Source organism: Rhodoferax sp. AJA081-3 (assembly GCF_017798165.1).
In the GTDB taxonomy this organism is placed as follows: Bacteria; Pseudomonadota; Gammaproteobacteria; order Burkholderiales; family Burkholderiaceae_C; genus Allorhodoferax.
Map to the genome: position 1 here is coordinate 2,740,204 of NZ_CP059068.1, position 23,931 is coordinate 2,764,134.

The window sequence follows — 23,931 nt, forward strand, 5'->3', positions numbered from 1 at the left end:
GTGCCCATCAGGGCGGTAGGGCATCGCCCGCCATTGTAATCAACCGGTCTTGCGCCACACCGGCCCGTTATAATCGCCCGTTCCTTTCCGCGCGCGCATCCGACTATTGAGGACCCCATGAGCAACCACAGCAACGCACCTGGCCACGACGACGAGGCCCACACCGGCCCAATCAAAAATCCCAAGCAACTGTTGCTGGCAGTGTTCTATTCTTTTGTTATCCCAATCTTCGTGATCATTGGCTTGGTCTACTACGTCACCTCGGCCAACAAGCCCCAGTCGGGCTCGGTCAATCTGGAACAGTCCGTGGTGGCGCGTATCCAGAAGGTTGGCACCGTAGAGATCCGTGATGCCAACCGCGAAATGAAAAGCGGCGAAGCCGTTTACCAAGCCCAGTGCACCGCCTGCCACACCAGTGGCGCAGCGGGCGCCCCCAAGCTGGGTGACACCGCAGCCTGGGCTGCCCGTATCAAAACCGGTTACGACGCCCTGCTGCAGTCTGCCCTCAAGGGCAAAGGCGCCATGGGAGCCCAAGCCGGCGGCGACTTTGACGATTTTGAAATTGCACGCGCCGTGGTCCATATGGCCAACGCTGGTGGTGCCAAGTTTGCTGAGCCGGTAAAAGCCGCGCCCGCTGCCAAACCCTGATTTTTGGCCAAGCCTTCTTAGCCGGCCTTTGCGCCGGCTTTTTTCTTTCTGGGCTGGCTCTTCAAACGAAACTGGGCTCTAGCCCCCGTCAGTGCTAGATATACCGCTATACCTTATGTAGCATCTTTGATTCGGCGGCGGGGCTGGTGGTGTAGCCATATCGCGCGGCCAGGCTGCTGCGTTTCACTTCCTGCACGGTCCACTGGCCCGCCTCCACCGCTTCTGCGGCCAACGCCACATCCTGGGTGTGGACCAGGCCAAAGCCCAGTGGTGTTTCCAGGTACAGCCAACCCTGTTCATCGGTCAGGCACACCGTGCATGTGGTCGGCAGACCGGTGTGGGATTGCAGTGTGTAGTCGGCCTGCACACGCCAAATCCACGGTGTTGCGGCCAGCTCCACATACACCCGCTGTGGGCCATTCTGGAAGAACCAGCGGCCGCTGTCGTCGGCCATGTAATTGCGGTTGATAAACGCAATCAGCTTCTCGTGCAGCAGCAATGAGCCCTTGGCCGCCGGTGGTCCACCGGCAAAAGGGCCCAGCGACTGCACCCGGTCATCCCGCATGTACCAGTTGCCACGCGTGTCAAGGCCCAGCCAGCCGTAACAGTCCGGCACATTGGGCCACTTGGCCATGGCTTGGCGGACGATGTCATCCATTGTGAGTACCCACTCTTGTTTTAGTACCGGCGTGTCTTAGAAGCCAACCACCCACCGCCTCTGGCATGGCAAACACATGGGTGGGCGGGCGCCCCTGCGGAAAGCCTACGTGGCCACCATGTGCGGGTTGCCACAGTGTGACGTGGGAACCCACTTCGTGCTGGGACGGCAAACTGCTGGCGGGCACAAAGGGATCGTTGCGGGCGTTGACCACCAGGGCAGGAAGCTTGATGCTGCGCAAGTGCGGCTTGGCCGAGGCCCGGCTCCAGTAGTCATCGGTGTTCTTGAACCCGTGTACCGGTGCGGTGAACACGTTGTCAAATTCGTAGAGGTCTTTGGCCCGCAGCAGGGCATCCCGGTCAAACAAGCCGGGGTGCTGGTCCAGCTTGCGCAAGGCCTTGGGCTTCATGGTGTTCAGGAACATGCGGGTGTAGACGAGCCGATTGAAGCCTTTGCCAATGGCGTGCCCCCCGGCCGCCAGGTCGATGGGCGAGCTGACAGCCGCCACCGCCGACACCACCGCAGCGGCGGATGCGCCCATTTCCTGTGCCCAGCGCAACAAGGCATTGCCACCCAATGAAACACCTACCGCCACGATGGGGCCGGTGTGGTGTGCACGAAACCGCTGCAACACCCAGCCGATTTCAGCATGGTCGCCCGAGTGGTAGGCACGGGGCCCCAGGTTCAGTTCACCGCTGCAGCCGCGAAAGTGCGGCACCGCGTAAGCCATGCCGTGTTCCCGCGCAAAGTCGGCAAAGGCCAGCGCGTAGTGGCTGGCGGACGAACCTTCCAGACCGTGGAACAACACCAGCAAGGTCTGATTGGTTTCTATCGTCTGCAGCGAGACCAAATAGTCCACATCGATGAAGTCAGCATCTGGTGTAGTCCAGCGTTCGCGGCGGTAGGCTGGCGGCGCACCCTGGACCCGGCGGGCGTACAACGCGGGCCATATGGTCTGCAGATTGCCACCAGGCAACCAGGATGGCGCTACATAATTCATAGCTATTGAATCAATAAATTCGGTGGCTAGGGGGTGATTTTATTCAATGCAATACCTGGGACACCTGGTTAACCTCCTGCACTTCGTCCTGGGTGCCGGGGCTGGCGTGGTGCACCACCAGGCGCCAGCCCAGGGGTGTCAGGTGGTAGACATTGGTGGCCAGCACAAAAGCGTGGACAGGGCCTTCGCTGGTCATCACCTCGATGCGCTCTAGCACATTGTGCACCGCACTGGCCATGGAGGTGATGCGCCGGATGGACTCTGCCTGCACCTGGATGGAGCCTTCATGGCCAAAAATGGCGTCAAAGGCCGAGCGTATGGCCAGTGCCCCCACCACACGGGGACCGCCGGGGTGGATACACACAATGTCGTCATCATCGGCCCAACAGGCCATCAGCTTTTCGATGTCCGCCGACTGGAGCGCCTCGTAGAAGGCGGTCTCCACTTCGTCGGGTGTCACGCCTAGGGTGGCGGCTTGCTGGCGTGCTTTGGGCATGGGCTGCGTGGAAAAGGAGGCTGGTCGTGCCATTGTGACGTGTTTATCCACGTACAAAAAACAAAACCGCCCGGAGGCGGTTTTGTGCGCTAGTGCAAAGCGTTTACTTTTTGAGACGGTACTTGCGCAGTGCGGCGATTTCGGCCGCAATGACGTACATCTCTGACTGGGCCTTGGCCACATCAAATTCGGTTTTGGCGTTCTTCAACGCCTCTTCAGCCGCTGCCTTGGCAGCATTGGCCTTCTCTTCGTCCAGATCCTTGCCACGGATAGCCGTGTCGGACAGAACGGTGATGCAGTTGGGTTGCACTTCCAAAATACCACCGGCAACGAAGACAAACTCTTCACTGCCGTCAGCCTTTTCGATGCGCACCGAACCAGCCTTGATACGGGTGATCAGGGGTGTGTGGCGGGGATAAATGCCGAGTTCGCCAGCTTCACCGGGCAGGGCCACAAACTTGGCTTCACCGGAGTAGATGGATTCTTCAGCACTGACCACGTCAACATGGATGGTGTTCATGGTGTTCCTAATCTGTTCAATCAGTTGGGGACAGCGCTTGCCGCTACGCGACTGCGGTCTGTCCCACAATATTTCTTAAACTTTCTTGGACTTCTCGATCGCTTCGTCGATGGTACCGACCATGTAGAACGCTTGTTCTGGCATGTGGTCGCATTCACCGTTCACGATCATCTTGAAGCCGCGGATGGTTTCCGACAGGGGAACGTACTTGCCGGGCGAACCGGTAAACACTTCAGCCACGTGGAAAGGCTGGCTCAGGAAACGCTGGATCTTGCGGGCACGTGCCACAGCCAGTTTGTCTTCAGGGGCCAAGTCATCCATACCCATGATGGCGATGATGTCGCGCAGTTCGCGGTAACGCTGCAGCGTACCCTGCACGGCACGGGCCGTGTTGTAGTGCTCTTCACCGACCACGTTGGGGGACAGCTGGCGGCTGGTCGAATCCAGCGGGTCGACCGCAGGGTAGATACCCAGCGACGCGATGTCACGGGACAACACCACGGTGGAGTCCAAGTGGGCGAAGGTCGTAGCAGGCGATGGATCGGTCAAGTCATCCGCTGGCACGTAAACGGCCTGGATGGAAGTGATGGAACCCACCTTGGTCGATGTAATACGCTCTTGCAAACGGCCCATTTCTTCGGCCAATGTAGGCTGGTAACCCACGGCGGAAGGCATACGGCCCAGCAGCGCGGACACTTCGGTACCGGCCAGTGTGTAGCGGTAGATGTTGTCCACGAAGAACAGAACGTCCTTGCCTTCGTCACGGAACGATTCCGCAATGGTCAGACCGGTCAAGGCCACGCGCAAACGGTTGCCTGGGGGCTCATTCATCTGACCGTACACCATGGCCACTTTGGAGTCTTCCAGCTTTTCCAGGTTCACAACGCCGGAGTCTGCCATCTCGTGGTAGAAGTCGTTACCTTCACGGGTACGCTCACCCACACCAGCAAACACGGACAAACCGCTGTGTGCTTTGGCGATGTTGTTGATCAACTCCATCATGTTCACGGTCTTGCCGACGCCGGCGCCACCGAACAGACCCACCTTGCCGCCCTTGGCGAACGGGCACACCAGGTCAATCACCTTGATGCCGGTTTCCAGCAGTTCTTGTGATGGGCTCAGTTCGTCATAGGCAGGGGCCTTGCGGTGAATCGACATGGTCAATTCAGAGCTGACAGGACCACGCTCGTCGATAGGAGCACCCAGCACGTCCATGATGCGACCCAGTGTGGCTTTGCCCACGGGGACCATGATGGATTCGGCGGTGTTCTTGACGATCATGCCGCGGCGCAGGCCGTCGGAAGAGCCCAAGGCAATGGTACGCACAATGCCGTCGCCCAGCTGCTGCTGAACTTCCAGCGTCAGCGCAGAACCGTCCATCTTGAGCGCGTCATAGATCTTTGGCATCTTGTCGCGCGGGAACTCCACGTCAACCACAGCGCCAATACACTGAACAATTTTCCCTTGAACGCCTGCGTTCACATTTGCTTGAGCCATTACGTTTGCTCCAAAAATAAATTCATTTAAACCGCTGCACGTGACCGTGAGGTCACACCGCCGCCGCGCCGGCCACAATTTCCGAAAGTTCTTTCGTAATTGCAGCTTGTCGCGTTTTGTTGTAGACCAGTTTCAACTCGGCGATCACATTGCCCGCGTTGTCGGTGGCAGCTTTCATGGCCACCATACGTGCTGCATGCTCGGACGCCATGTTCTCGGCCACTGCCTGGAACACCATCGCCTCGGCATAACGCACCAACAACTCGTCGATGACCGTCTGGGCATCGGGTTCGTAGATGTAATCCCAGCTGGTTTGCGCGCCACTGTCTTTCGACTCTTTGGCCATCTTTTCAGCGGACAAAGGCAGCAATTGCTCCAGTACGGGCTCTTGCCGCATGGTGCTGACAAACTTGTTGTAGCACACGTAGACCGCGCTGACTTCACCCTTGACATAGGCGTCGAGCAAGACCTTGACCGGCCCGATGAGCTTGTCCAGGTGCGGCTTGTCGCCTAGGTGGGTGATGTGCGAGACCACTTTGGCGCCAACACGTCCCAAAAAGCCCAGTCCCTTGCTGCCGATCGCCACGGTCAGTGGCGATTTGCCGGCCGACTGGGTTTCGCGCAACTTCTGGGTCACCGCACGGAACAGGTTGGTATTCAAACCACCGCACAAGCCTTTGTCCGTGGTCACCACGATGTAGCCGACCGACTTACCGTCGTTCGACGTCATGAATGGGTGCACGTACTCTGGGTTGGCTTGCCCCAGGTTGCTGGCGATGTTGCGGACCTTGTCGCTGTATGGACGGGCGGCGCGCATGCGCTCTTGCGCCTTGCGCATCTTGGACACGGAAATCATTTCCATGGCCTTGGTGATCTTCTTGGTGTTTTCCACCGATTTGATCTTGGTGCGTAATTCCTTGCCTGATGCCATAAGTGCCCCTTTTGCTTAGATTCGTGAAAGACTCGTTACGGAGTCCGAATCAGGCAAACGTCTTCTTGAAGGCAGCAATTGCAGCATTCAGCTCGTCTTCAGCAGCCTGGCAACTCTTCTTAAATGCAGCCTTAGCTTCATTGTCTTTAGAGTCTGGTTTGGTCGCCCACTTAGCACCGTCGTTCTCCATCTTGGCGAGCAATGCTGCGTGTTTGTCTTTCAGGTAGGCGTGCAGACCGTGTTCGAAGGCCAAAACCTTGTTCACAGGCAGATCATCCATGAAGCCCTTGTTCACCGAGAACAGCGTTGCACCCATCAGGCTGATAGGCAGAGGGCTGTACTGAGTCTGCTTGAGCAGTTCGGTCACGCGGGCACCGCGGTCCAGCTGCTTGCGGGTGGCTTCATCCAGGTCAGACGCGAACTGCGCAAACGCAGCCAATTCACGGTACTGGGCCAGGTCGGTACGGATACCGCCGGACTGCCCTTTAATTAAGTTTGTCTGCGCAGCGCCACCGACGCGGGACACCGAGATACCGGCGTTGATCGCGGGGCGGATACCGGCGTTGAACAGCGAGGTTTCCAGGAAGATCTGGCCGTCGGTGATCGAAATCACGTTGGTAGGCACGAAGGCCGACACGTCACCCGCTTGGGTTTCGATGATAGGCAGAGCGGTCAAAGAACCGGTCTTGCCCTTCACGGCGCCCTTGGTGAAGGCTTCGACGTAGTCGGCGTTAACACGAGCGGCCCGCTCCAGCAGACGGCTGTGGAGATAGAACACGTCGCCAGGGTAGGCTTCACGGCCTGGTGGGCGGCGCAGCAACAGGGACACTTGGCGGTAGGCAACGGCTTGCTTGGACAGGTCGTCATACACGATCAGCGCGTCTTCGCCGCGGTCGCGGAAGTATTCACCCATGGTGCAACCGGAGTAGGCCGAGACGTACTGCATGGCAGCCGATTCGGACGCGGTTGCCGCCACAACAATGGTGTACTCCATCGCGCCAGCTTGTTCCAGCGAACGGACCACATTCTTGACGGACGACGCCTTTTGGCCAATCGCGACGTAAATACACGTGACGTTTTGACCCTTTTGGTTGATGATGGCGTCAATCGCAACAGCCGTTTTACCGGTCTGGCGGTCACCAATGATCAACTCGCGCTGGCCACGGCCCACGGGCACCATGGAGTCAATAGACTTCAGACCCGTTTGCATGGGCTGGTCCACCGATTTACGGGCGATAACACCGGGCGCAACCTTTTCGATCACGTCGGTCATCTTGGCGTTGATGGGGCCTTTGCCGTCGATAGGCTGACCCAGCGCATTGACCACACGGCCTTTGAGCTCGGGGCCGACGGGAACTTCCAGAATACGGCCGGTGCACTTGACCGTGTCGCCTTCGGAGATGTGTTCGTACTCACCCAAAATCACGGAGCCGACCGAGTCGCGCTCCAGATTCAGGGCCAGACCATAAGTGGGCAAACCATCGCTGCCGGCCGGGAATTCAAGCATTTCGCCCTGCATCACGTCAGACAGGCCGTGGATGCGGCAAATGCCGTCCGTCACGGAAACCACGGTACCCTGGTTGCGAATATCGCTAGTCGCGGCCAAGCCTTCGATGCGGCTCTTGATCAATTCAGAAATTTCTGCGGGATTGAGTTGCATGACTCTTTCCTTCTTTCTTTAGTTGGGCTTCACAGCAAGTGGCTTGCGCCTCAGACTGTCAAAGCCACTTTCATTTGTTCCAGACGGGCCTTGACGGAGGTGTCAAGCACTTCGTCACCCACCACCACACGGATACCGCCAATCAGCTCGGCGTCGAGTTCAACGGTGACGTTGAGCTTGCGGCCAAAACGCTTTTCGAGCGAAGCCGCAACTTCCGCCAACGCAGCTGCGTCGATCGGGAAAGCGCTGTAGACAACGGCGTCGGACATACCACTCTTGGCGTTCTTCAGCACACGGAAAGACGCTGCAATTTCGGGCAGCGCATCCAGGCGTCCGTTGTCGATGACAGTGCGCAGGAAGTTTTTACCTTGCTCCGACAGCGCTGCCTTCATCACGCCGGCGATCAGGTCGTAAACCTGGGCGCTGGTGACTTTGGGGTCGCTGGCGAATTGCTGCAGTTGACCATTTCTGGCAACTTCAGCGAGCTCATCCAGCCACACTTCGGCAGCGTTCAAGTCTGCTTGCGCAGCCTTGAACAGGGCTTCGGCATACGGCCGGGCAATGGTGGCAAGTTCAGCCATGGTCTTCCCTTACAGCTCAGTCTTCAGACGAGACAGCAAGTCGGCATGCACACCGGCATTGACTTCCTTGCGCAGAATCTGCTCAGCACCTTTGACAGCGAGGGCGGCGACCTGGTCGCGCAGGGCCTCACGGGCCTTGACCGACTGTTGCTCCGCTTCCGCCTTGGCAGCCGCAATGATGCGGTTGGCCTCTTCGGTTGCGCGGGCCTTGGCTTCTTCCACAATGGCCTGTCCACGGCGCTCGGCTTCCGCCAGACGACCTGCAGTCTCATTCTTGGAAGATGCCAGCTCGGCTTCCACTTTTTTATTGGCGGACGCCAGTTCGGCCTTGGCCTTGTCGGCGGCAGCGAGGCCGTCGGCTATTTTCTGTGCCCGCTCGTCCAGCGCTTTCGTGATCGGGGGCCACACGAATTTCATCGTGAACCACACCAGGATCGCAAAAACGATAGCCTGCAGGAACAGGGTTGCGTTGATGTTCACGGTTTGATTCCTTCTCTAACGTGAAGGGCCGTTGATTACTTCAGAACGAAGGGGTTGGCGAATGCGAACAGCAGAGCGATAGCAACGCCGATCAGGAACGCAGCGTCGATCAGACCAGCCAAGATGAACATCTTGGTTTGCAGTTCGTTCATCAGCTCAGGCTGGCGAGCCGAAGATTCGAGGAACTTGCCACCCATCAGCGCGATGCCGATGGAAGCGCCGATAGCGCCCAGACCAACGATGATGCCGCAAGCCAATGCCACGAGGCCGAGAATGTTTTCCATGAGAAGCTCCTAAAAGTTAGTGGAAAAAGAAAAACGAAAACAAAGAAACGAAAGAGTTACATCAATGTGCGTCGTGCGCTTGACCGGTGTAGATCAGCGTCAACATCATAAAGATGAAGGCTTGCAAAGTGATCACCAGAATGTGGAACAGCGTCCACACGGTTCCGGCGATGACGTGGCCAAGAGCCAAACCAACACCTGTCGCTGACAGTGCCCAGCCGCCACCCATCAGGGCGATCAACATAAACACCAACTCACCCGCAAACATATTGCCAAACAACCGCATGCCGTGGGACACGGTCTTGGCAACGTATTCAATCATCTGCATCAAGAAATTGATGGGGTACAGCGCCCAGTGGTCGCCAAACGGCGCCGCAATCAACTCATGCGCCCAGCCGCCCAGACCCTTGATCTTGATGTTGTAGAACACGCAGATCAACAATACGGAGCAGGACAAGCCCAAGGTAGTCGACAGATCGGCAGTGGGAACCACACGCATGTAGTCTTTAAAACCCATGGCCGGGCCGGCCGTGTGCCAGAACTGGGGAATCAGATCCACTGGCAACATGTCCATGGCATTCATCAGGAAAATCCAGACAAACACGGTCAGCGCCAACGGGGAGATCAGCTTGCGGCTCTTGGCATTGTGGATCACGCCCTTGGCCTGGTTTTCCACCATCTCGGACAAAATTTCAACGGCAGCCTGGAAACGGCCGGGCACGCCGGATGTGGCTTTGCGTGCAGCGCTCCACAACACAAAGCAGCCAATCACGCCCAAAATCACCGAAAACAGCACCGAGTCAAAGTTGAACAGGCTGAAGTCGACAATATTGGTCTGCTTCACGCTTTGGAAGGAAAAATCCTTCTGCAGGTGTTGCAAGTGGTGCTGGATGTATTCACCAGCGGAGGGGGCATGTGTTCCAGTGTTTTCTACAGACATAGGTCACCAAATATCAATTCGAACCGTTTTGAGACTTCAGCGTCGCGAGTGCAACCACGCGGCCACCCAATACACCTTCATCGTCACCACAAAGCCGGCCACCAGGGCCAGCCAGTTGAGCGGCGAAACCACCTTGGGCGCAGCCAACAACAAGGCCACCGTCAAGGCAACTTTCACCGACTCCCAAATCACAAATCCCAACATCGCAGCGCCAGGATGGGCTACCGCACGTTGACGCTGCAAGCCCCGGACCATCAATGCCGCAGGGAAAACCACCGCCAGCGATCCATAAACCGCGGAGACACCTGCCGCCTTGCCAGCCCAGAGGGCCACCAACACTGCCAACACAACGCCTGCCACCACCTGCCACACAATGACCCACCAAGGGGACACTGCGGGATGGGCACTGCGCCACTGCCGGGCTTCTTCTGCCGTCATGGGCTTGAACTCTGCGTCAAAGACCCCATCTGGGTTCTCTGCATCAGTGGGCGGCGAGGGCTGGGGCGCGATTGTCATGAATGAGAATTACGCTCAGGTTACTGCCGCAGTTCAAAGCACAGCCTCCGATTATACGTAGAAACCCGCAACGGGCCAGAAATTTTCACTTACCTGGGGCGTATAGGTACGTTCACGTACCGACGCCGTCCCGCAGAAATCCCACGCGGCGATAATTTGACCATGCACAACCTGCCGCCCCTACCCTGCTATTTGAATGGTGAATTCACACTGTTGCCAGACGCCAAGATCAGCGTCATGGACCGGGGATTCATCTTCGGCGACGGGGTGTATGAGGTCGTCCCGGTGTATGCCGGCCAACCCTTTCGCTTCGCCCAGCACATGGCCCGCCTCGCGCGCAGCCTGACCGAGATGCGGCTCCCCAACCCGCTGACCGCCGCGCAATGGCAGGAGCTTGTATCAAATTTGATAGCGCGTTATGCAGAGTCCACGGGAGCTAGCGTGCTAAACACCAACCAGATCGTCTATATCCAGATCACCCGTGGCGTGGCCCTGCGTGACCACGCCATGCTGCAAGGCATCCAGCCCACGGTGTTTGCGATGAGCAATCGCATGGTCCAGCCGACGCCCGAGCAACGCGCCCAGGGCGTGGCCTGCGTGACGGCCGACGACTTCCGCTGGGAAAAAGCGCATATCAAAAGCACCAGCCTGCTGGGCTCGGTTTTCGCGCGCCAGATCAGTGTGGACGCTGGTGCGGTGGAAACCGTGATGTTCCGGGACGGTTACCTGAGCGAGGCCGCCTCCAGCAACGTCTGGGTGGTCAAAAATGGCACCGTGTTGGGACCACCGCGCGACAACCTGGTTCTGGAAGGCATTCGTTACGGCCTGATCGAGTCCATCTGCCAAGAACAAGGCATCCCCTTTGAACTGCGCCGCATCCACCGCGACGAAGTGCTGGCGGCCGATGAGCTGCTGCTCTCCAGCGCCACCAAGGAGGTGTTGCCCGTGACCACGCTGGACGGCCAGCCCGTGGGTGACGGCCGACCCGGCCCTGTCTACCGCGCGCTGTACGCCGGTTACCAGGCCGCCAAGCAAGGCAGCACCGACCAGTCCCCGGCCGATGCAGCCTTGCACAACACCTTGCTTGCCTGAACGGCGCCCTCCATCTATTCCCTACCTATGACTGCTTCCTCCAGCCCCCCACCCTCGGACAACAGCAACACCCCGCCCGTGCCAGACCCAGCCCCCGCGCCGCGCCAGGAATCGCTGATCGACTATCCCTCGCTGTTTCCCATCAAGGTCATGGGTTTGAAGGTGGACGGCCTGGTGCAGGCCATCACCCACGTCGCCCACCAGTTTGACCCGGCCTTTGACGCCAGCACGATTGAACTGCGCGAGAGCAAGGGCGGCAAATACATTGGCGTGACCATCACCGTGATGGCGACCAGCCGTGAGCAGTTGGACGAGCTGTACCGCACGCTGTCCACACACCCGATGGTCAAAGTGGTCCTGTAAATATGGCCCCCACGCTCCGCCGCTGCGCGGGTCGCTGCCCCCCAAGGGGGTCGCGTTTGGCAAAACCCCGAGTCCACGCCTTGGGGCGGCCCGGCGGCGAAACATGACCATAGACATTCGCCACTTGGGTCGCGTGGACTATGAGCCCACGTATGCCGCCATGCAATCCTTTACCAGCGAAAGAAGCCTGCAGCCCCCGTCAGATATAGCAGACCAGCTATGGATTTGTGAGCATCCTCCGGTTTTCACCCAGGGGCTGGCGGGCAAGGCGGAGCACATCTTTATGCCCGGCGACATCCCGGTGGTGCAGACCAACCGCGGCGGACAGGTCACTTTCCACGGGCCGGGCCAGGTGGTGGGCTACCCGTTGATCGACCTGAAGCGGGCTGGCTACTTCGTCAAGGAATACGTGTACCGCATTGAAGAAGCGGTGATCCGCACGCTGCTGTATTTTGGTGTGACCGGGCACCGGGTGGCCGGGGCACCGGGGATTTATGTGCGGCTGGAAGATCCTTTTGGACACTCGCCGCTGGAACAACGGCCCCGCAAAATGGAGCGCGCTACGGAATTGGGGTCAGAGCCGATCCGCTTCGCTGCCGGATCCGACCCCAAATCCTCCGGGCCCGACTTCACCGGCCTGGGCAAAATCGGCGCCTTGGGCATCAAGGTCAGCCGCAACTGCACCTACCACGGTGTGTCGCTGAACGTGGCCATGGACCTGGAACCCTTCTCGCGCATCAACCCTTGTGGGTATTCCGGGCTGCAAACGGTGGACCTTTCTACAATCGGGGTATCTGTCGGTTGGGCTGAGGCCGCCGACGTTCTGAGCCAAAAGCTCGCAACCTACCTGGCACCCTGATCGCCCCCGCACCGCGCTCTGAGCACACCAACACTATGAATCCGACCTCTACTGCAACGCCCGGCCCCAACAACACCACGGTCCGAGAGGCCCAGTCGCAACAGGACTACGACCCCAGCGCCAAACAAAAAGCCGCGGCCAAGCTGTCGCGTATCCCGGTCAAGGTGGTGCAGGGTGAAGTGTTAAAGAAGCCGGACTGGATCCGCGTGCGTGCTGGCTCCCCCACCACCCGCTTCTACGAGATCAAGGACATCCTGCGCCAAAACAAGCTGGTCACGGTATGTGAAGAAGCCAGTTGTCCCAATATTGGCGAATGTTTTGGCAAGGGCACGGCCACCTTCATGATCATGGGTGACAAGTGCACACGGCGTTGCCCGTTTTGCGACGTGGGCCACGGCCGCCCCGACCCGCTGGACGTGAACGAACCCGAGAACCTGGCCAAGACCGTGGCCGCACTCAAGCTCAAATACGTGGTCATCACCAGTGTGGACCGCGACGATTTGCGCGACGGTGGCGCACAACATTTCGCCGACTGCATTCAGCGCATCCGCGAACTCTCGCCCACCACCCAGATCGAGGTGCTGGTGCCCGACTTCCGCGGCCGTGACGACCGTGCGCTGAACATCCTGAACGCGGCCCCGCCCGATGTGATGAACCACAACCTGGAAACCGCGCCGCGCCTGTACAAAGAAGCCCGCCCCGGATCGGACTACCAGTTCAGCCTGAACCTGCTGAAGAAATTCAAGGCCCTGCACCCCGGCGTGCCGACCAAGAGCGGCATCATGGTCGGCCTGGGCGAGACCGACGAAGAGGTGCTGCAGGTCATGCAGGACATGCGTGACCACAACATCGACATGTTGACGATTGGCCAGTACCTGGCGCCCAGCACATCGCACCTGACCGTGAAGCGGTATGTGCACCCCGACACCTTCAAGATGTTCGAGGCCAAGGCGTATGAGATGGGCTTTAAACACGCGGCCGTGGGTGCCATGGTGCGCAGCAGCTACCACGCCGACCAGCAGGCTGGGCATGCGCTGGCGGGACCTGCTGCATAAACGAACCGAACACCTGATTGCTATCTAATTAATAGCTATTCAGCTAGATTTTACGGGGGCTACAGCACGTTTTCATGCCCAGCAGCTTGCCGATAAACCGCGTCTGGTTCAACCCCAACTCTCTGGAAAAACTCGCCGCCAATGCCACCTGGACGCGTGGACGTTTGCTTTACAGCGGGCAAAAGGTGCTCGAACTGCAGATTGCGCCCGCCGACGGCTACTGGCTGCTCACAGGCGAGGTGCAAGGCAGTGAACGCTGGCCCTACACGCTCACCGTCGAGCTGACCCTCACCTCCGATGGTGAGATTGATACCTGGGATGCCGACTGCAGCTGCCCCGTGGGCTACAACTGCAAACACGGCGTGGCCCTGACGCTGAAGGCCGCCTACCAGGGCCTGCGGTTACTGGGCAGCGAAGCGGCAGCCCAGGCCGTACGCCCAGCCAGCCGCACACCGCCCACGGCGGAAGAGCTGGAAGCCGCCAGACTGGCAACCCAGGCCCGACTAGAGGATATCCAACGGAAGGACGCCGAGGCCCAGTTGTTGACCTGGTTTTACGAAATAGACCGCGCCAGCGGCAACAACGACAGCGGGAGCAGCCCCGGCCGCGTCGAGCAATACCTGTTTCTCCTCAAGCCCGTAGGGCCCAGCATCCGGCCCCAGCAATTGCGCCTGGAAGCCGCGGTGTCCAGCGCCAAGGCCAACGGCGAATGGGCCAAACCCAAAGCCATTCGCACACCGCCGCGCGCGGGCCAAGCGGCCTATGACCTGGCCAGCGAAACGGACCGCGAAGTGCTGCAACTGTTGCTGGCCATGCCCGACCCTGACCGTTCGTATTACAGCGCCTACAGCGGCAGCCCGGGCGCCACGCCCTGCGGCCATGTTGGCCTGATCGCCTTGCAACAGGCCGCCAGCACCGGTCGCCTGTACAGCTGCCATGCCAACGGCAGCCCCGACCATGCGTGGCAGTGGGGGCCACCCCGCACACTGGACTGGGGCTGGCACGAAGTCACCCCCGCACACGGCGGCACACCCGGCTGGACCCTGCGCGCCAGGCTGCACGACGCGCCCGCCACAGCCAAGCTGTTTCTGAACACACCGCCGCTGTACCTGGATAGCACCAACGGCCTGTGTGGTGTAGTGCAGGTGCCGGGCATGTCCGAGGCACAGTTGGCCGTGCTGCTCAAAACACCGGTGCTGCAGGCGTCCGCGTTAAAAAAGCACCAGGTCCATCTGATGCAGCGGCTGGGCAAGCTGCCCGCGCCGCCCATGCTGGAGAACCTCGTCACCGTCAGCGGCATCCCACCTACGGCCTGCCTGCACCTGTCACCCAACCCGCCAGACCTGGCCCACGTCCGGGGCCTGATCCAGGCGCAACTGCGTTTTGAGTACCAGGGCTACCGTGGCTGGTGGGCCGGGCAGGGCACGACGGTGGTGGCCGATGGGCCGCAAGGCCGGGCACTGCTACACCGCGATGCCGAGACCGAACTGGAGGCCATCACCCGGCTGATGAACATGGGGCTGGTGTCGGCAGAGGGCGGCATCTTCGGCCTGCCCGGCGATGCACCCCAACACACTTGGCTGCAATGGGCCGATGCCGACTATGCCCCCCTGCGTGCGGCCGGGTTTGAAGTGACGCTGGACGACGCGCTGAAAAGCTGGATCACCCATGCGGATGCCCTGCAGGTGCAGCTGCAGCCCCAGGGCCAAGGCCCCACCTCCCCTTGGTTTGACCTGTCACTGGGTATGGAGATCAACGGCCAGCGCCACAACATCCTGCCCCTGCTGCCCGACCTGATCGCCGCCGCGGCCAGCAGCCCCATCAATACCGAGACCGGCCTGCCGGAGATTCCGCCCTATGTCTACCTGCCCAACCAGCAGGCGGGGCACGGTGGGTTTATCCGCCTGCCCACGGACACCCTCAAACCCTGGATGGCCGCGCTTTTGGAGTTGGTAGGTGACCGCGCACATGACTTCACGGGCGACAGCCTCAAGCTCTCGCGCCTGGACGCCCTGCGCATCACCGCCGCGCTGGGCGAAGGCGCGGTGTGGGACGGTGCCGCACACCTGCGCGAGATGGTGCAACGCCTCAGTGGCCGCGCCGAAATGCCCGAGGTAGCGGTGCCGACAGGTGTGCACGCGGAACTGCGCCCCTACCAACAGCAAGGCCTGAACTGGCTGCAGTTTTTGCGCGAACACGGCCTGGGCGGCATATTGGCCGATGACATGGGCCTGGGCAAAACGCTGCAAACCCTGGCCCACATCCAGGTCGAAAAAGACGCCGGACGCCTGACACACCCGGCCCTCATCATTGCGCCCGTCAGCCTGATGGGCAACTGGCGGCGCGAGGCCGAACGCTTCTGCCCCGAACTGCGCACGCTGGTGCTGCACGGCAAGGAGCGCCACGACGCGGCCCACGCCATCTCCGAACACGACATCGTCATTGCTCCCTACTCGCTGCTGCAACGCGACAAGGAACGCTGGCTGGAGGCGCAGTGGCACATCGTGGTGCTGGACGAGGCGCAAAACATCAAGAACGCCAGCACCCACGCCGCGCAAGTCGTAGGCCAGTTGCAGACCCACCACCGGCTGTGCCTGTCCGGCACACCGATGGAAAACCATCTGGGTGAAATTTGGAGCCTGTTCCATTTTCTGATGCCGGGTTTTCTGGGCAGCCAGGCGCGCTTCAAGGAGCTGTTTCGCACGCCCATCGAGAAGTTGGGCGACCCCGAACGCCTGCAGCAACTGCGCGCCCGCATCACGCCCTTTATGCTGCGCCGCACCAAGGCCCTGGTGGCCCACGAGCTGCCGCCCAAGGTGGAGACGATTGAGCGTGTGGAGCTGTCGGGCAAACAGGCCGACCTGTACGAAACCATACGCCTGGGCATGGAAAAAACCGTGCGCGAGGCGCTGAACACCAAAGGCCTGGCCAAGTCACAAATCACGATCCTGGACGCGCTGATGAAGCTGCGCCAGGTCTGCTGCGACCCGCGGTTGCTGAAGCTCGCGGCCGCGCAAAAAGTCAAGACCTCGGCCAAGCTGGAGCAGCTGATGGAGCTGCTACCTGAAATGGTGGCCGAGGGGCGGCGCATTTTGCTGTTCTCGCAGTTCACCAGCATGCTGACATTGATCGAAGCGGAGCTGAAGCAGCGTGGCATACCCTGGGTCAAACTCACCGGCCAAAGCCAGAACCGCGATGCGTTGATCGAACAATTCACCAGCGGCGCTGTGCCGCTGTTCCTGATCAGCCTGAAGGCCGGTGGTGTGGGACTGAACCTGCCGCAGGCCGACACCGTGATCCACTACGACCCGTGGTGGAACCCGGCCGTGGAAAACCAGGCCACCGACCGCGCCCATCGCATTGGCCAGACACAAACCGTGTTTGTCTACAAGCTGGTGGCACAGGGCACGATTGAGGAGCGCATTCTGGCACTGCAAGAGCGCAAGGCGGCGCTGGCTGACAGCATGTACAGCGGGTCTACCGGGCGCAAACAACCGCTGTTTACCGAAGGGGATTTGGCGGAGTTGTTGAAGCCGTTGTCGGAGTAGTCCGGACGTCGGCCGCCAAGGCGTACACACGATTTGGCGCACGGCTATTGCTTTTTATCCATTAATCAATCGATAGGAATTTTGACAAAATCTGTTTATTGATACACACTTACAAAAAAGTATCTATTAATGAATACTTCTGAATTGGCCTTGGCGGAACACCTTCGCGCCCTGCTGGCGCAGGGTGGCACGTTCACGGCACAGCAACTCCAGGCCGCCACGGGCAAGAGCCAGCCCAGCATTTCACTGGCGCTGACCAAATTGGGTGCCGTGGTGTGCAAACTGGGCGCAGCCCGCAGTACACGTTACGCGCTGGCGCAGCCCATTCTGGGTCTACCGGCCCAACAAACCCTGACCTGGACCACGCCGGACGGCCGCCTGCAAAACTTTGGCAGCCTGCATTTTTTACAAGGTGGCCAGGTGTACGTGCGACACCAGATGGACGCAGACAGTAAGAAGGGCGCGGACTGGTTAAGCCCTTCGGGCCAACTGCCCTGGTTTCTGCAAAGCCTGCGTCCCCAGGGGTTTTTGGGCCGGCAGCTCACCCGCCTGCGGCCCGACTTCCCTGCCGACCCCGACGCCTGGCGCGTCGATCAGGTCTTGTACATGGCCATCAACCATGCGGGCGACCCGCCGGGAGCCCTGCAGGTGGGTGAAACCAAGAGGCACTTCGTAGCAGAGGCGGCAGGGTCTGCGCCAGACCAGGCCGCGCACTTTGACACCCTGGCGCGCGCTGTCACCCAGACCCTGCCCGCAGCCTCCAGCGCGGGCGGTGAGCAACCCAAGTTCCTGACCGAATCCGTTACGCCAGACGGGCGACACCAACACCTCATCGTCAAGTTCAGCCCGCCGCGCGGCACCCCCTTTGGCGAGCGCTGGCATGACCTGCTGCACCTGGAACACCTGGCGCTGGCCGTGCTGGCAGACCACGGAGTGGCCGTGGCGCCCACCCACACCGTGGAGTCCAACGAACGCACCTATCTGGTGTCAGAACGCTTTGACCGTGTGGGATTGCAGGGCAAGCGCCATGTCGTGCCCGCAGCCGCCGTGCATGACGCCTTCGTGCCCTCACCACGCCAGCACTGGGTCGCCACCTGCGAAGCGCTAGCTGCACAAAAACGGCTGACCCAGGCGCAGGTGGACACCGTGGCCAGCACCTACTTGTTTGGCCAGTACATAGGCAACACCGACATGCACTTCGGCAACCTGTCATTTTTTGTGGATGACGTGTTGCAACCCGCCCTGGTGCCCACCCCGGTCTACGACATGCTGCCCATGCTGTGGCGCCCTGGCGTGTATGGCGGCGAACTGGACGCGCGACCCCTACAGCCCCCGGCACAACCGACGGGTTATGCGGCGCTGGCCTCTCTGGCACGCGCGTGGGCCATCCACTACTGGGAGCGCGCCGCCAACCTGCCCACCATCAGCGCTGCGCTGCGTGATGCCAGTGGCGAGAATGCGCAGCGGCTACGACGTGGGTTCACGGGTTGAGGTCTGTGGCCCGGACCCAGACCGCCGCCCTGGCCTCACTGCGCAGCAGGCCTGGCGAAGCCGCCCTCGGCCCAGGCCACGGCGCTGCTTCGGTTGAGCTTGAAGGAGGGTGCCACGCGCACCTCGGCCAATACGTCGTCACCCTCGTCCCGGGCACTCAGCACGGCAGATGGGTTGTCTTCATCAGGGTTGATGTCCAGGTGCACGGTGATGCGGGCTTCGCCCACGGTGACGGCAATGCTCTGGTGCAGCGAGGCATGCAACTGCTGCTCGCTGCGGCGCACAAATTCGCTGGCCGTTTTCACCAGGGTACTGAAGGCGGCGCCGTCCAGCGGTTTGGGGTTCTTCTTGTCGCGGCCCATGGTCCAGGGGCCGACCAGGGCTGGCTCGGCTGCGCCGTCCTTGGTCATGGCAACGGCCCAGCCGTCGTCGTCTTCGTTCTTGATGACGCTGGCGGTCCAGCCGGCGTCGCGCCACAGGCGGGGTTCCTGGATTTTTTCGGATGTTGGGTCGGTCACGGGGCGGGCTTTTCTCGTCTGAAGGTAGGCGGGGATGCTACCGCAGCCGCAAACGGCCGCAGTGGCGTCTCTAGAATCGGCGCATGCACCGTCCCCGCCTTTTCTCCACCGCTACGCTGTTCGCCTTGGGCGCCATTTTTCTGTGGGGCACGCTGGCACCGCTGGGCGTGTTGCTGCAGCATGTGCCGCCGTTTCTGCTGACGGGCCTGGGCCTGCTGGTGGGCAGCCTGATTGCGCTGCCCTTGTCGGGCGGCAGCTTGTCCAGCATGCAAGTGCCGGTGCGCACGCTGGTGCTGGGTGTCTATGGGCTGTTTGGCTTTCACTTTTTGCTGTTCATTGCGCTGCGGCATGCACCCCCGGTGCAGGCCAACCTGGTCAATTACCTGTGGCCGCTGGGCATTGTGCTGATGGCGCCGCTGTTCCTGCCGGGCATGCGGCTGCGCGTGCTGCATGTGGCTGCGGCGCTGCTGGGTTTTGCCGGCGCGGCGCTGGCCATCGTGGGGGGCAGCGGCCAGGGCATGCAGGGCGGTTTTGCGTGGGGCTACCTACCGGCGCTGGCCTCGGCCTTTGTGTGGGCCAGTTATTCGCTGCTGACACGGCGCGTGCCGCCCTTCCCCAGCGCGGCCATTGGACTGTTTGGTCTGGCGTCGGGTCTGTTGTCCCTGCTGTGCCATGTGGCGCTGGAGCCATCCGTGGCACTGAGCACCACCGACTGGACCCTGATCGCCGCCATGGGCCTGGGCCCCTTGGGTGCGGCGTTTTACCTGTGGGATGCGGCGCTGAAGCGGGGAGACGCGCGGCAGATTGGGGTGTTGTCGTTTTTGACGCCGCTGCTGTCCACACTGGCGCTGCTGTGGGTGCGCCAGGAGGCGCCCAGCCCGTCCGTGGTGCTGGCTGCGGCCATGATCATCGGGGCGGCCATTTTGGGCTCCCGGGCCAAGGCATGATGGATCAAATCAGCCTCTAGCCCCCGTTGTTATTGATTATTAAGCTACAAATACAATAGCAAATCAACTACCCGCCATCTCCAGCGCCGGGTCTTCGGCATCCCGCACACGCTGCGCCCAGGGTGTGAGCTTGCTGGTATCGGCGCGCAGAATCTCCTGCTTGACCGCAAGGATCTGCGCCGGGTGCATGGAGAAGCTGCGCAGGCCCAGGCCCAGCAGCAGCCGGGTCAACGCCACGTCCCCTGCCATCTCACCACACACACTCACGCCCTTGCCCTGGGCGCGGCATTCGGCAATGGTGTCGGCCACCAGACGCAACACGGCGGGGTGTAACGGGTCGTACAGGTGGGCCACCGATTCATCCGCGCGGTCGATGGCCAGCGTGTACTGGATCAGGTCGTTGGTGCCAATGGATAAAAAGTCAAAATATTTCAGGAACAGGCGCAGGCTCAGGGCCGCGGCCGGTATTTCGATCATCGCACCCAGCTTGACCGGGCCATAGGCCACGCCGCGGTTGTCCAATTGGGCGCGGGCCTGGTCCAGGTGGGCCAGGGTCTGGCGGATCTCGCGTGCGTGGGCCAGCATGGGCACCAGCAGGTGCACCTGGCCGTGGGCGGCGGCGCGCAGGATGGCGCGCAACTGCGTCAAAAACATGGCCGGGTCGGCCAGGCTCCAGCGGATGGCGCGCAGGCCCAGTGCGGGGTTCAGGTGGGCATCGTCGCGCAGGGAGTCGTCCAGCGGTTTGTCGGCGCCCACGTCCACTGTGCGAATGGTGACCGGCAGGCCCTGCATGCCTTCCACGGCGCGTTTATAGGCCTGGTACTGCTCTTCCTCGCCGGGCAGGCGGCCCTGGCGGCCCATGAACAAAAATTCGCTCCGGAACAGGCCCACGCCCACGGCGCCCGCCTTCACCGCGACCAGCGCGTCCTCCGGCATTTCGATATTGGCCAGCAACTCGACTTTTTCGCCGTCCATGGTGACGGAGGGCGTGTGCAGCAGGCGCTGCAGGCGGCCGCGCTCCAGCTCACGCTGGCGTTGTTTGAAGCCGTATTCGGCCAGGATGATGGGGGACGGGTCAACGATGACCACACCCGCATCACCGTCGATGATGACCCAGTCGTCCTGGCGCACCAGTTGGCTGGCCAGGCGTGCACCCACCACGGCGGGGATGTCCATGCTGCGGGCCACGATGGCGGTGTGTGAGGTTTTGCCACCCACATCGGTGATGAAGCCGGCAAACACACTTTGCTTGAACTGCAGCATGTCGGCCGGCGACAGGTCGTGCGCGATCAGAATCAGCGGCACATCCACCGTGTCGTCCAACAACAGGTCCTGCTGCGAGGACTTGCGGCCACCACGCTGGCTCGGGTGGGACACGATGGGGGAGCCCTTGCCCTTCATGGCGCGCAGGATGCGTTCAACGATCTGCTCCAGGTCGGCCTTGCGCTCACGCAGGTACTCGTCCTCCATTTCGTCGAACTGGCGGGCGATGATCTCCAACTGCGTGGTCAGCGCCCATTCGGCGTTGTACAGGCGCTCGGTGATCCAGTGTTTGACGCCGCCGACCAGGTCGTCGTCCTGCAGCAGCATCAGGTGCACATCCAGCAGGGCGCCCAGTTCATGCGGCGCCTCCTTGGGGCCCATTTGGGTGATGGTTTCCTGCAGGCGGTGGATTTCGTCGATAACCGCGTTGCGGCCCATGCGTACGCGGTCGATTTCGGACTCGACCTCGTGGGCCTGCACAAAGTAGTGGGCTACATCCACGCGGCTGGAGGCCACCAGCACGGCGCGGCCAATCGCCACGCCGCGGGATACGTTGAGGCCGTGGATCGCGAAGGTCATCTAAAAACCCTATTCACCTTCGCCGAACTTGTCGGCGATCATGGCGAGCAATGCGTCCATCGCCTCCTGCTCACGGTCGCCTTCGGTATCGATGACAACCTCGGAGCCCAAGCCGGCGGCCAGCATCATCACACCCATGATGCTCTTGGCATTCACACGGCGTTCGCCTTTGGCAATCCACACTTCACATGGAAAGCTGCCCGCCAACTTGGTCAGCTTGGCCGACGCGCGGGCATGCAGGCCCAGTTTATTGCTGATGGTCGTTGATGTTTTGATCATGCGGTTTTCGGGTCTGATTTTGGGGCGCGGTGACGGCAACTTGCATGATGCATTGGGTACCGCCGGACATGGCACGGGCCACCAGGATGTCCAGGGGTTCGTGGCGGTAGTTGACGGTGCGCAGCAGCATGGGCAGGTTGACACCGGCGACCAGCTTGGAATGCACGCCGTCCACCACCTTTTGTGCCACATTGCAGGGCGTTGCGCCAAACACATCGGTCAGGACCAGGGTGTTGGGCGCACCCAGCTGTTGCAGCAATGCCAGGGCGGTCAGGCGGGTGATTTCGGGCGCCTCGTTGGGCAACACGTCCAGCGCCAACACGCCACCCGACGACTCGGGGTACACGTGCAACACACACTCCCGCAAAGCACTGGCCAGCGGTGCATGGGCGATGATGAGGATGCCGGTGTTCATGGGGGTATTGGAGTCGATTATGGCTGCTTTGCCTACACCGATGGCCCCTCCCCCATCGTGGCCTTAACGCAGGCTTAGCTCAGAAAACAACAGTTCGGTCATCTCGGGGCGCAGCGTGGGCGCGTAGACGGCCACGTGGAAAAGGTCTGTCCCTTTGTTCAACCAGAGTAGTTGGGCCTGTACCGCGCTGCCGTCGGGGCGTTTGCCATCCAACTTTTCCGGGTTCAGGACCGTCTTGACCTGTCCGGTGCTGGGCGTGGCAGGCTGGGGCGAGGGCCCCGGTGGAGCGGTGGCTTGCATGGCGGCCAAGGTGGCCTGGCGCCAAGCCTGGTGTGTGCCCTGCAGCTGTGCCAAGTCCGCCACCCGCACATGGCTGATGGCATACAGGGCACCCGATGCTTCGCAGCCCGACATGCGCATCGTCACGTCTGCCGGGCCCAGTGGCAACTGGCGCTCGGCATGGTCTGGCTTGCAGGGTAACCATGCGACCAGACCTTGCAGGGGCACCTCGCGCCAGTTCAGGGCGGGGCTGCAGGCGAGCACGGTAGCAGCCAGCGACAGGGCTGCCAGACTGCGCCGGTAGTGCAGCCTCACTTGAGCGCGCCGAACACCTTGGTCAGGATGGCGCTGCCGTAGCCGACCGGGTTCTGGCGGATTTTCTTTTCCTCTTCGGAGATCATGAAGAACAGGCCATCCAGCGTCTTGCCGGTGACGTACTGCTGGATGTTGGCGTCTTCTTTCCTCAACAAGCCCACCTCTGCGGCCTTGCCGGCCACCTCGTTGTACTTGTCGACCAGACCCACCTTCTCGGTGGCGCGCGTCACCACAGGCAAGAACGTCACAGCCAGTGCTGGTCGTGTTTTGGAGGCAAAGAAGTCCGTCACAGCGGTGTTGCCACCGGCCAGGATGCCCTTGGCGTCGTTGACACTCATGGTCTGTACGGCGTTGCTGAGCAGGCCCTTGGCCTGGGGCACTGCAGCCTCGGCGCCCCGGTTCATGGCGGTGATCAACTCGTCCACACGCCCGCCCTGGCCAAAGCGGCGCAGCAGATTGGCCGCGTCGTTCAGGGCACCGGGCAGGTTGATGCGAACGCGGTCATTGCCCAGGAACCCGTTTTCAGCGCCCAGGATGCCGATGGCCGACAAGGCCCCTTTTTCCAGCGCCTCTTTCAGCCCCTTGGTCGCATCGGTGTTGCTGAGGTCGGCCAGGCTCAAGGCGTAGGCCTGGTGCCAGGTGCTGACGGTCAACAGGGTGAGCAGCGATGCAGAGCGGGCGGTAAAGAGGCGGCGGTCCATGGTGTGTGTGCTTTCG

Annotated in this window: 26 protein-coding genes; 8 read left to right on the forward strand and 18 right to left on the reverse strand. The window is 61.2% G+C overall.

The window, feature by feature from the left end; all coding sequences use genetic code 11:
* The first annotated feature begins 117 nt into the window (after positions 1 to 117).
* Positions 118 to 648, forward strand: coding sequence for a cytochrome c5 family protein (locus tag HZ993_RS12905; RefSeq protein WP_209393153.1), 531 nt, complete (start codon positions 118 to 120; stop codon positions 646 to 648).
* A gap of 106 nt (positions 649 to 754) precedes the next feature.
* Here HZ993_RS12905 and HZ993_RS12910 read toward each other — a convergent pair whose 3' ends face one another.
* The 12 genes from HZ993_RS12910 to HZ993_RS12965 form a co-directional block, all read right to left on the reverse strand.
* Complete coding sequence (locus HZ993_RS12910) at positions 755 to 1,306, reverse strand: DUF2946 family protein (protein ID WP_209393154.1); 552 nt, start codon at positions 1,304 to 1,306, stop codon at positions 755 to 757.
* Complete coding sequence (locus HZ993_RS12915) at positions 1,299 to 2,306, reverse strand: YheT family hydrolase (RefSeq protein ID WP_209393155.1); 1,008 nt, start codon at positions 2,304 to 2,306, stop codon at positions 1,299 to 1,301. The genes HZ993_RS12910 and HZ993_RS12915 overlap by 8 nt, the downstream gene beginning before the upstream one ends.
* Positions 2,307 to 2,349: 43 nt before the next feature.
* Positions 2,350 to 2,802, reverse strand: coding sequence for a nuclear transport factor 2 family protein (locus tag HZ993_RS12920; protein WP_209393156.1), 453 nt, complete (start codon positions 2,800 to 2,802; stop codon positions 2,350 to 2,352).
* Positions 2,803 to 2,905: 103 nt separating this feature from the next.
* A complete protein-coding gene (locus HZ993_RS12925) occupies positions 2,906 to 3,322 on the reverse strand; it encodes a F0F1 ATP synthase subunit epsilon (RefSeq protein WP_209393157.1) in 417 nt (138 codons plus the stop codon).
* A gap of 75 nt (positions 3,323 to 3,397) precedes the next feature.
* Entirely contained in the window at positions 3,398 to 4,819 is a 1,422-nt protein-coding gene (gene atpD, locus HZ993_RS12930) for a F0F1 ATP synthase subunit beta (protein WP_209393158.1), read from the reverse strand.
* 52 nt (positions 4,820 to 4,871) lie between these two features.
* The gene (atpG, locus tag HZ993_RS12935) at positions 4,872 to 5,750 is read right to left on the reverse strand and encodes a F0F1 ATP synthase subunit gamma (protein WP_209393159.1); all 879 of its coding nucleotides are present in this window, start codon (positions 5,748 to 5,750) and stop codon (positions 4,872 to 4,874) included.
* A 49-nt stretch (positions 5,751 to 5,799) separates the two neighbouring features.
* Complete coding sequence (atpA, locus tag HZ993_RS12940) at positions 5,800 to 7,410, reverse strand: F0F1 ATP synthase subunit alpha (protein WP_209393160.1); 1,611 nt, start codon at positions 7,408 to 7,410, stop codon at positions 5,800 to 5,802.
* A gap of 50 nt (positions 7,411 to 7,460) precedes the next feature.
* Positions 7,461 to 7,991, reverse strand: a complete 531-nt coding sequence (locus HZ993_RS12945; protein ID WP_209393161.1) for a F0F1 ATP synthase subunit delta — start codon at positions 7,989 to 7,991, stop codon at positions 7,461 to 7,463.
* A gap of 9 nt (positions 7,992 to 8,000) precedes the next feature.
* Positions 8,001 to 8,471, reverse strand: coding sequence for a F0F1 ATP synthase subunit B (locus HZ993_RS12950; RefSeq protein ID WP_209393162.1), 471 nt, complete (start codon positions 8,469 to 8,471; stop codon positions 8,001 to 8,003).
* A 35-nt stretch (positions 8,472 to 8,506) separates the two neighbouring features.
* On the reverse strand, positions 8,507 to 8,755 hold the full coding sequence (gene atpE, locus HZ993_RS12955; protein WP_105261674.1) for a F0F1 ATP synthase subunit C: 249 nt from the start codon (positions 8,753 to 8,755) through the stop codon (positions 8,507 to 8,509).
* A 61-nt stretch (positions 8,756 to 8,816) separates the two neighbouring features.
* Positions 8,817 to 9,695 carry a F0F1 ATP synthase subunit A gene (gene atpB, locus HZ993_RS12960; protein WP_209393163.1) on the reverse strand — a complete coding sequence of 293 codons (879 nt, stop codon included), beginning with the start codon at positions 9,693 to 9,695 and terminating at the stop codon, positions 8,817 to 8,819.
* Positions 9,696 to 9,731: 36 nt separating this feature from the next.
* Positions 9,732 to 10,211, reverse strand: a complete 480-nt coding sequence (locus HZ993_RS12965; protein WP_209393164.1) for an ATP synthase subunit I — start codon at positions 10,209 to 10,211, stop codon at positions 9,732 to 9,734.
* A 162-nt stretch (positions 10,212 to 10,373) separates the two neighbouring features.
* On the opposite strand from HZ993_RS12965, the gene HZ993_RS12970 reads away from it, so the two are divergent.
* From HZ993_RS12970 to HZ993_RS12995, 6 genes are all read left to right on the forward strand, one after another.
* Entirely contained in the window at positions 10,374 to 11,303 is a 930-nt protein-coding gene (locus HZ993_RS12970) for a D-amino acid aminotransferase (protein WP_209393165.1), read from the forward strand.
* Positions 11,304 to 11,330: 27 nt separating this feature from the next.
* Complete coding sequence (locus HZ993_RS12975; protein ID WP_209393166.1) at positions 11,331 to 11,666, forward strand: YbeD family protein; 336 nt, start codon at positions 11,331 to 11,333, stop codon at positions 11,664 to 11,666.
* Between the two features lie 103 nt (positions 11,667 to 11,769).
* Positions 11,770 to 12,525: a lipoyl(octanoyl) transferase LipB gene (lipB, locus tag HZ993_RS12980; RefSeq protein WP_209393167.1), complete on the forward strand. Its 756-nt coding sequence runs from the start codon at positions 11,770 to 11,772 to the stop codon at positions 12,523 to 12,525.
* 35 nt (positions 12,526 to 12,560) lie between these two features.
* Complete coding sequence (gene lipA, locus HZ993_RS12985; protein WP_209393168.1) at positions 12,561 to 13,580, forward strand: lipoyl synthase; 1,020 nt, start codon at positions 12,561 to 12,563, stop codon at positions 13,578 to 13,580.
* A 74-nt stretch (positions 13,581 to 13,654) separates the two neighbouring features.
* A complete protein-coding gene (locus HZ993_RS12990) occupies positions 13,655 to 17,128 on the forward strand; it encodes a DEAD/DEAH box helicase (RefSeq protein WP_209393169.1) in 3,474 nt (1,157 codons plus the stop codon).
* Positions 17,129 to 17,257: 129 nt separating this feature from the next.
* Positions 17,258 to 18,619 carry a HipA domain-containing protein gene (locus HZ993_RS12995; protein WP_209393170.1) on the forward strand — a complete coding sequence of 454 codons (1,362 nt, stop codon included), beginning with the start codon at positions 17,258 to 17,260 and terminating at the stop codon, positions 18,617 to 18,619.
* Between the two features lie 35 nt (positions 18,620 to 18,654).
* Here HZ993_RS12995 and HZ993_RS13000 read toward each other — a convergent pair whose 3' ends face one another.
* Positions 18,655 to 19,137 carry a hypothetical protein gene (locus tag HZ993_RS13000; protein WP_209393171.1) on the reverse strand — a complete coding sequence of 161 codons (483 nt, stop codon included), beginning with the start codon at positions 19,135 to 19,137 and terminating at the stop codon, positions 18,655 to 18,657.
* A gap of 83 nt (positions 19,138 to 19,220) precedes the next feature.
* Between HZ993_RS13000 and HZ993_RS13005 the strand changes: the two genes are divergently transcribed.
* Positions 19,221 to 20,084 carry a DMT family transporter gene (locus HZ993_RS13005; RefSeq protein WP_209393172.1) on the forward strand — a complete coding sequence of 288 codons (864 nt, stop codon included), beginning with the start codon at positions 19,221 to 19,223 and terminating at the stop codon, positions 20,082 to 20,084.
* Positions 20,085 to 20,147: 63 nt separating this feature from the next.
* Here HZ993_RS13005 and ptsP read toward each other — a convergent pair whose 3' ends face one another.
* The 5 genes from ptsP to HZ993_RS13030 form a co-directional block, all read right to left on the reverse strand.
* Complete coding sequence (gene ptsP / locus HZ993_RS13010) at positions 20,148 to 21,926, reverse strand: phosphoenolpyruvate--protein phosphotransferase (protein ID WP_209393173.1); 1,779 nt, start codon at positions 21,924 to 21,926, stop codon at positions 20,148 to 20,150.
* A gap of 9 nt (positions 21,927 to 21,935) precedes the next feature.
* The gene (locus tag HZ993_RS13015; protein WP_209393174.1) at positions 21,936 to 22,205 is read right to left on the reverse strand and encodes an HPr family phosphocarrier protein; all 270 of its coding nucleotides are present in this window, start codon (positions 22,203 to 22,205) and stop codon (positions 21,936 to 21,938) included.
* Positions 22,174 to 22,620, reverse strand: coding sequence for a PTS sugar transporter subunit IIA (locus tag HZ993_RS13020; protein ID WP_209393175.1), 447 nt, complete (start codon positions 22,618 to 22,620; stop codon positions 22,174 to 22,176). Before HZ993_RS13020 ends, HZ993_RS13015 begins: the two co-directional genes overlap by 32 nt.
* A 63-nt stretch (positions 22,621 to 22,683) precedes the next feature.
* Positions 22,684 to 23,214 (reverse strand): hypothetical protein, encoded by a 531-nt coding sequence (locus HZ993_RS13025; protein ID WP_209393176.1) that lies wholly within the window; start codon positions 23,212 to 23,214, stop codon positions 22,684 to 22,686.
* Positions 23,211 to 23,915 (reverse strand): DUF4197 domain-containing protein, encoded by a 705-nt coding sequence (locus tag HZ993_RS13030; protein WP_209393177.1) that lies wholly within the window; start codon positions 23,913 to 23,915, stop codon positions 23,211 to 23,213. The genes HZ993_RS13025 and HZ993_RS13030 overlap by 4 nt, the downstream gene beginning before the upstream one ends.
* Between the last annotated feature and the right edge of the window lie 16 nt (positions 23,916 to 23,931).

Coding starts and splice junctions, on each gene's coding strand:
- HZ993_RS12915 (WP_209393155.1), bottom strand. CDS start 2,306: ATGAATTATGTAGCGCCATCCTGGTTGCCTGGTGGCAATCTGCAGACC.
- HZ993_RS12970 (WP_209393165.1), top strand. CDS start 10,374: ATGCACAACCTGCCGCCCCTACCCTGCTATTTGAATGGTGAATTCACA.
- ptsP (WP_209393173.1), bottom strand. CDS start 21,926: ATGACCTTCGCGATCCACGGCCTCAACGTATCCCGCGGCGTGGCGATT.
- HZ993_RS13030 (WP_209393177.1), bottom strand. CDS start 23,915: ATGGACCGCCGCCTCTTTACCGCCCGCTCTGCATCGCTGCTCACCCTG.
- atpB (WP_209393163.1), bottom strand. CDS start 9,695: ATGTCTGTAGAAAACACTGGAACACATGCCCCCTCCGCTGGTGAATAC.
- HZ993_RS13020 (WP_209393175.1), bottom strand. CDS start 22,620: ATGAACACCGGCATCCTCATCATCGCCCATGCACCGCTGGCCAGTGCT.
- atpD (WP_209393158.1), bottom strand. CDS start 4,819: ATGGCTCAAGCAAATGTGAACGCAGGCGTTCAAGGGAAAATTGTTCAG.
- HZ993_RS13005 (WP_209393172.1), top strand. CDS start 19,221: ATGCACCGTCCCCGCCTTTTCTCCACCGCTACGCTGTTCGCCTTGGGC.
- lipA (WP_209393168.1), top strand. CDS start 12,561: ATGAATCCGACCTCTACTGCAACGCCCGGCCCCAACAACACCACGGTC.
- HZ993_RS12920 (WP_209393156.1), bottom strand. CDS start 2,802: ATGCCCAAAGCACGCCAGCAAGCCGCCACCCTAGGCGTGACACCCGAC.
- HZ993_RS12990 (WP_209393169.1), top strand. CDS start 13,655: ATGCCCAGCAGCTTGCCGATAAACCGCGTCTGGTTCAACCCCAACTCT.
- HZ993_RS12910 (WP_209393154.1), bottom strand. CDS start 1,306: ATGGATGACATCGTCCGCCAAGCCATGGCCAAGTGGCCCAATGTGCCG.
- atpG (WP_209393159.1), bottom strand. CDS start 5,750: ATGGCATCAGGCAAGGAATTACGCACCAAGATCAAATCGGTGGAAAAC.
- lipB (WP_209393167.1), top strand. CDS start 11,770: ATGACCATAGACATTCGCCACTTGGGTCGCGTGGACTATGAGCCCACG.
- atpE (WP_105261674.1), bottom strand. CDS start 8,755: ATGGAAAACATTCTCGGCCTCGTGGCATTGGCTTGCGGCATCATCGTT.
- HZ993_RS12965 (WP_209393164.1), bottom strand. CDS start 10,211: ATGACAATCGCGCCCCAGCCCTCGCCGCCCACTGATGCAGAGAACCCA.
- HZ993_RS13015 (WP_209393174.1), bottom strand. CDS start 22,205: ATGATCAAAACATCAACGACCATCAGCAATAAACTGGGCCTGCATGCC.
- HZ993_RS12975 (WP_209393166.1), top strand. CDS start 11,331: ATGACTGCTTCCTCCAGCCCCCCACCCTCGGACAACAGCAACACCCCG.
- atpA (WP_209393160.1), bottom strand. CDS start 7,410: ATGCAACTCAATCCCGCAGAAATTTCTGAATTGATCAAGAGCCGCATC.
- HZ993_RS12925 (WP_209393157.1), bottom strand. CDS start 3,322: ATGAACACCATCCATGTTGACGTGGTCAGTGCTGAAGAATCCATCTAC.
- HZ993_RS12945 (WP_209393161.1), bottom strand. CDS start 7,991: ATGGCTGAACTTGCCACCATTGCCCGGCCGTATGCCGAAGCCCTGTTC.
- HZ993_RS12995 (WP_209393170.1), top strand. CDS start 17,258: ATGAATACTTCTGAATTGGCCTTGGCGGAACACCTTCGCGCCCTGCTG.
- HZ993_RS12905 (WP_209393153.1), top strand. CDS start 118: ATGAGCAACCACAGCAACGCACCTGGCCACGACGACGAGGCCCACACC.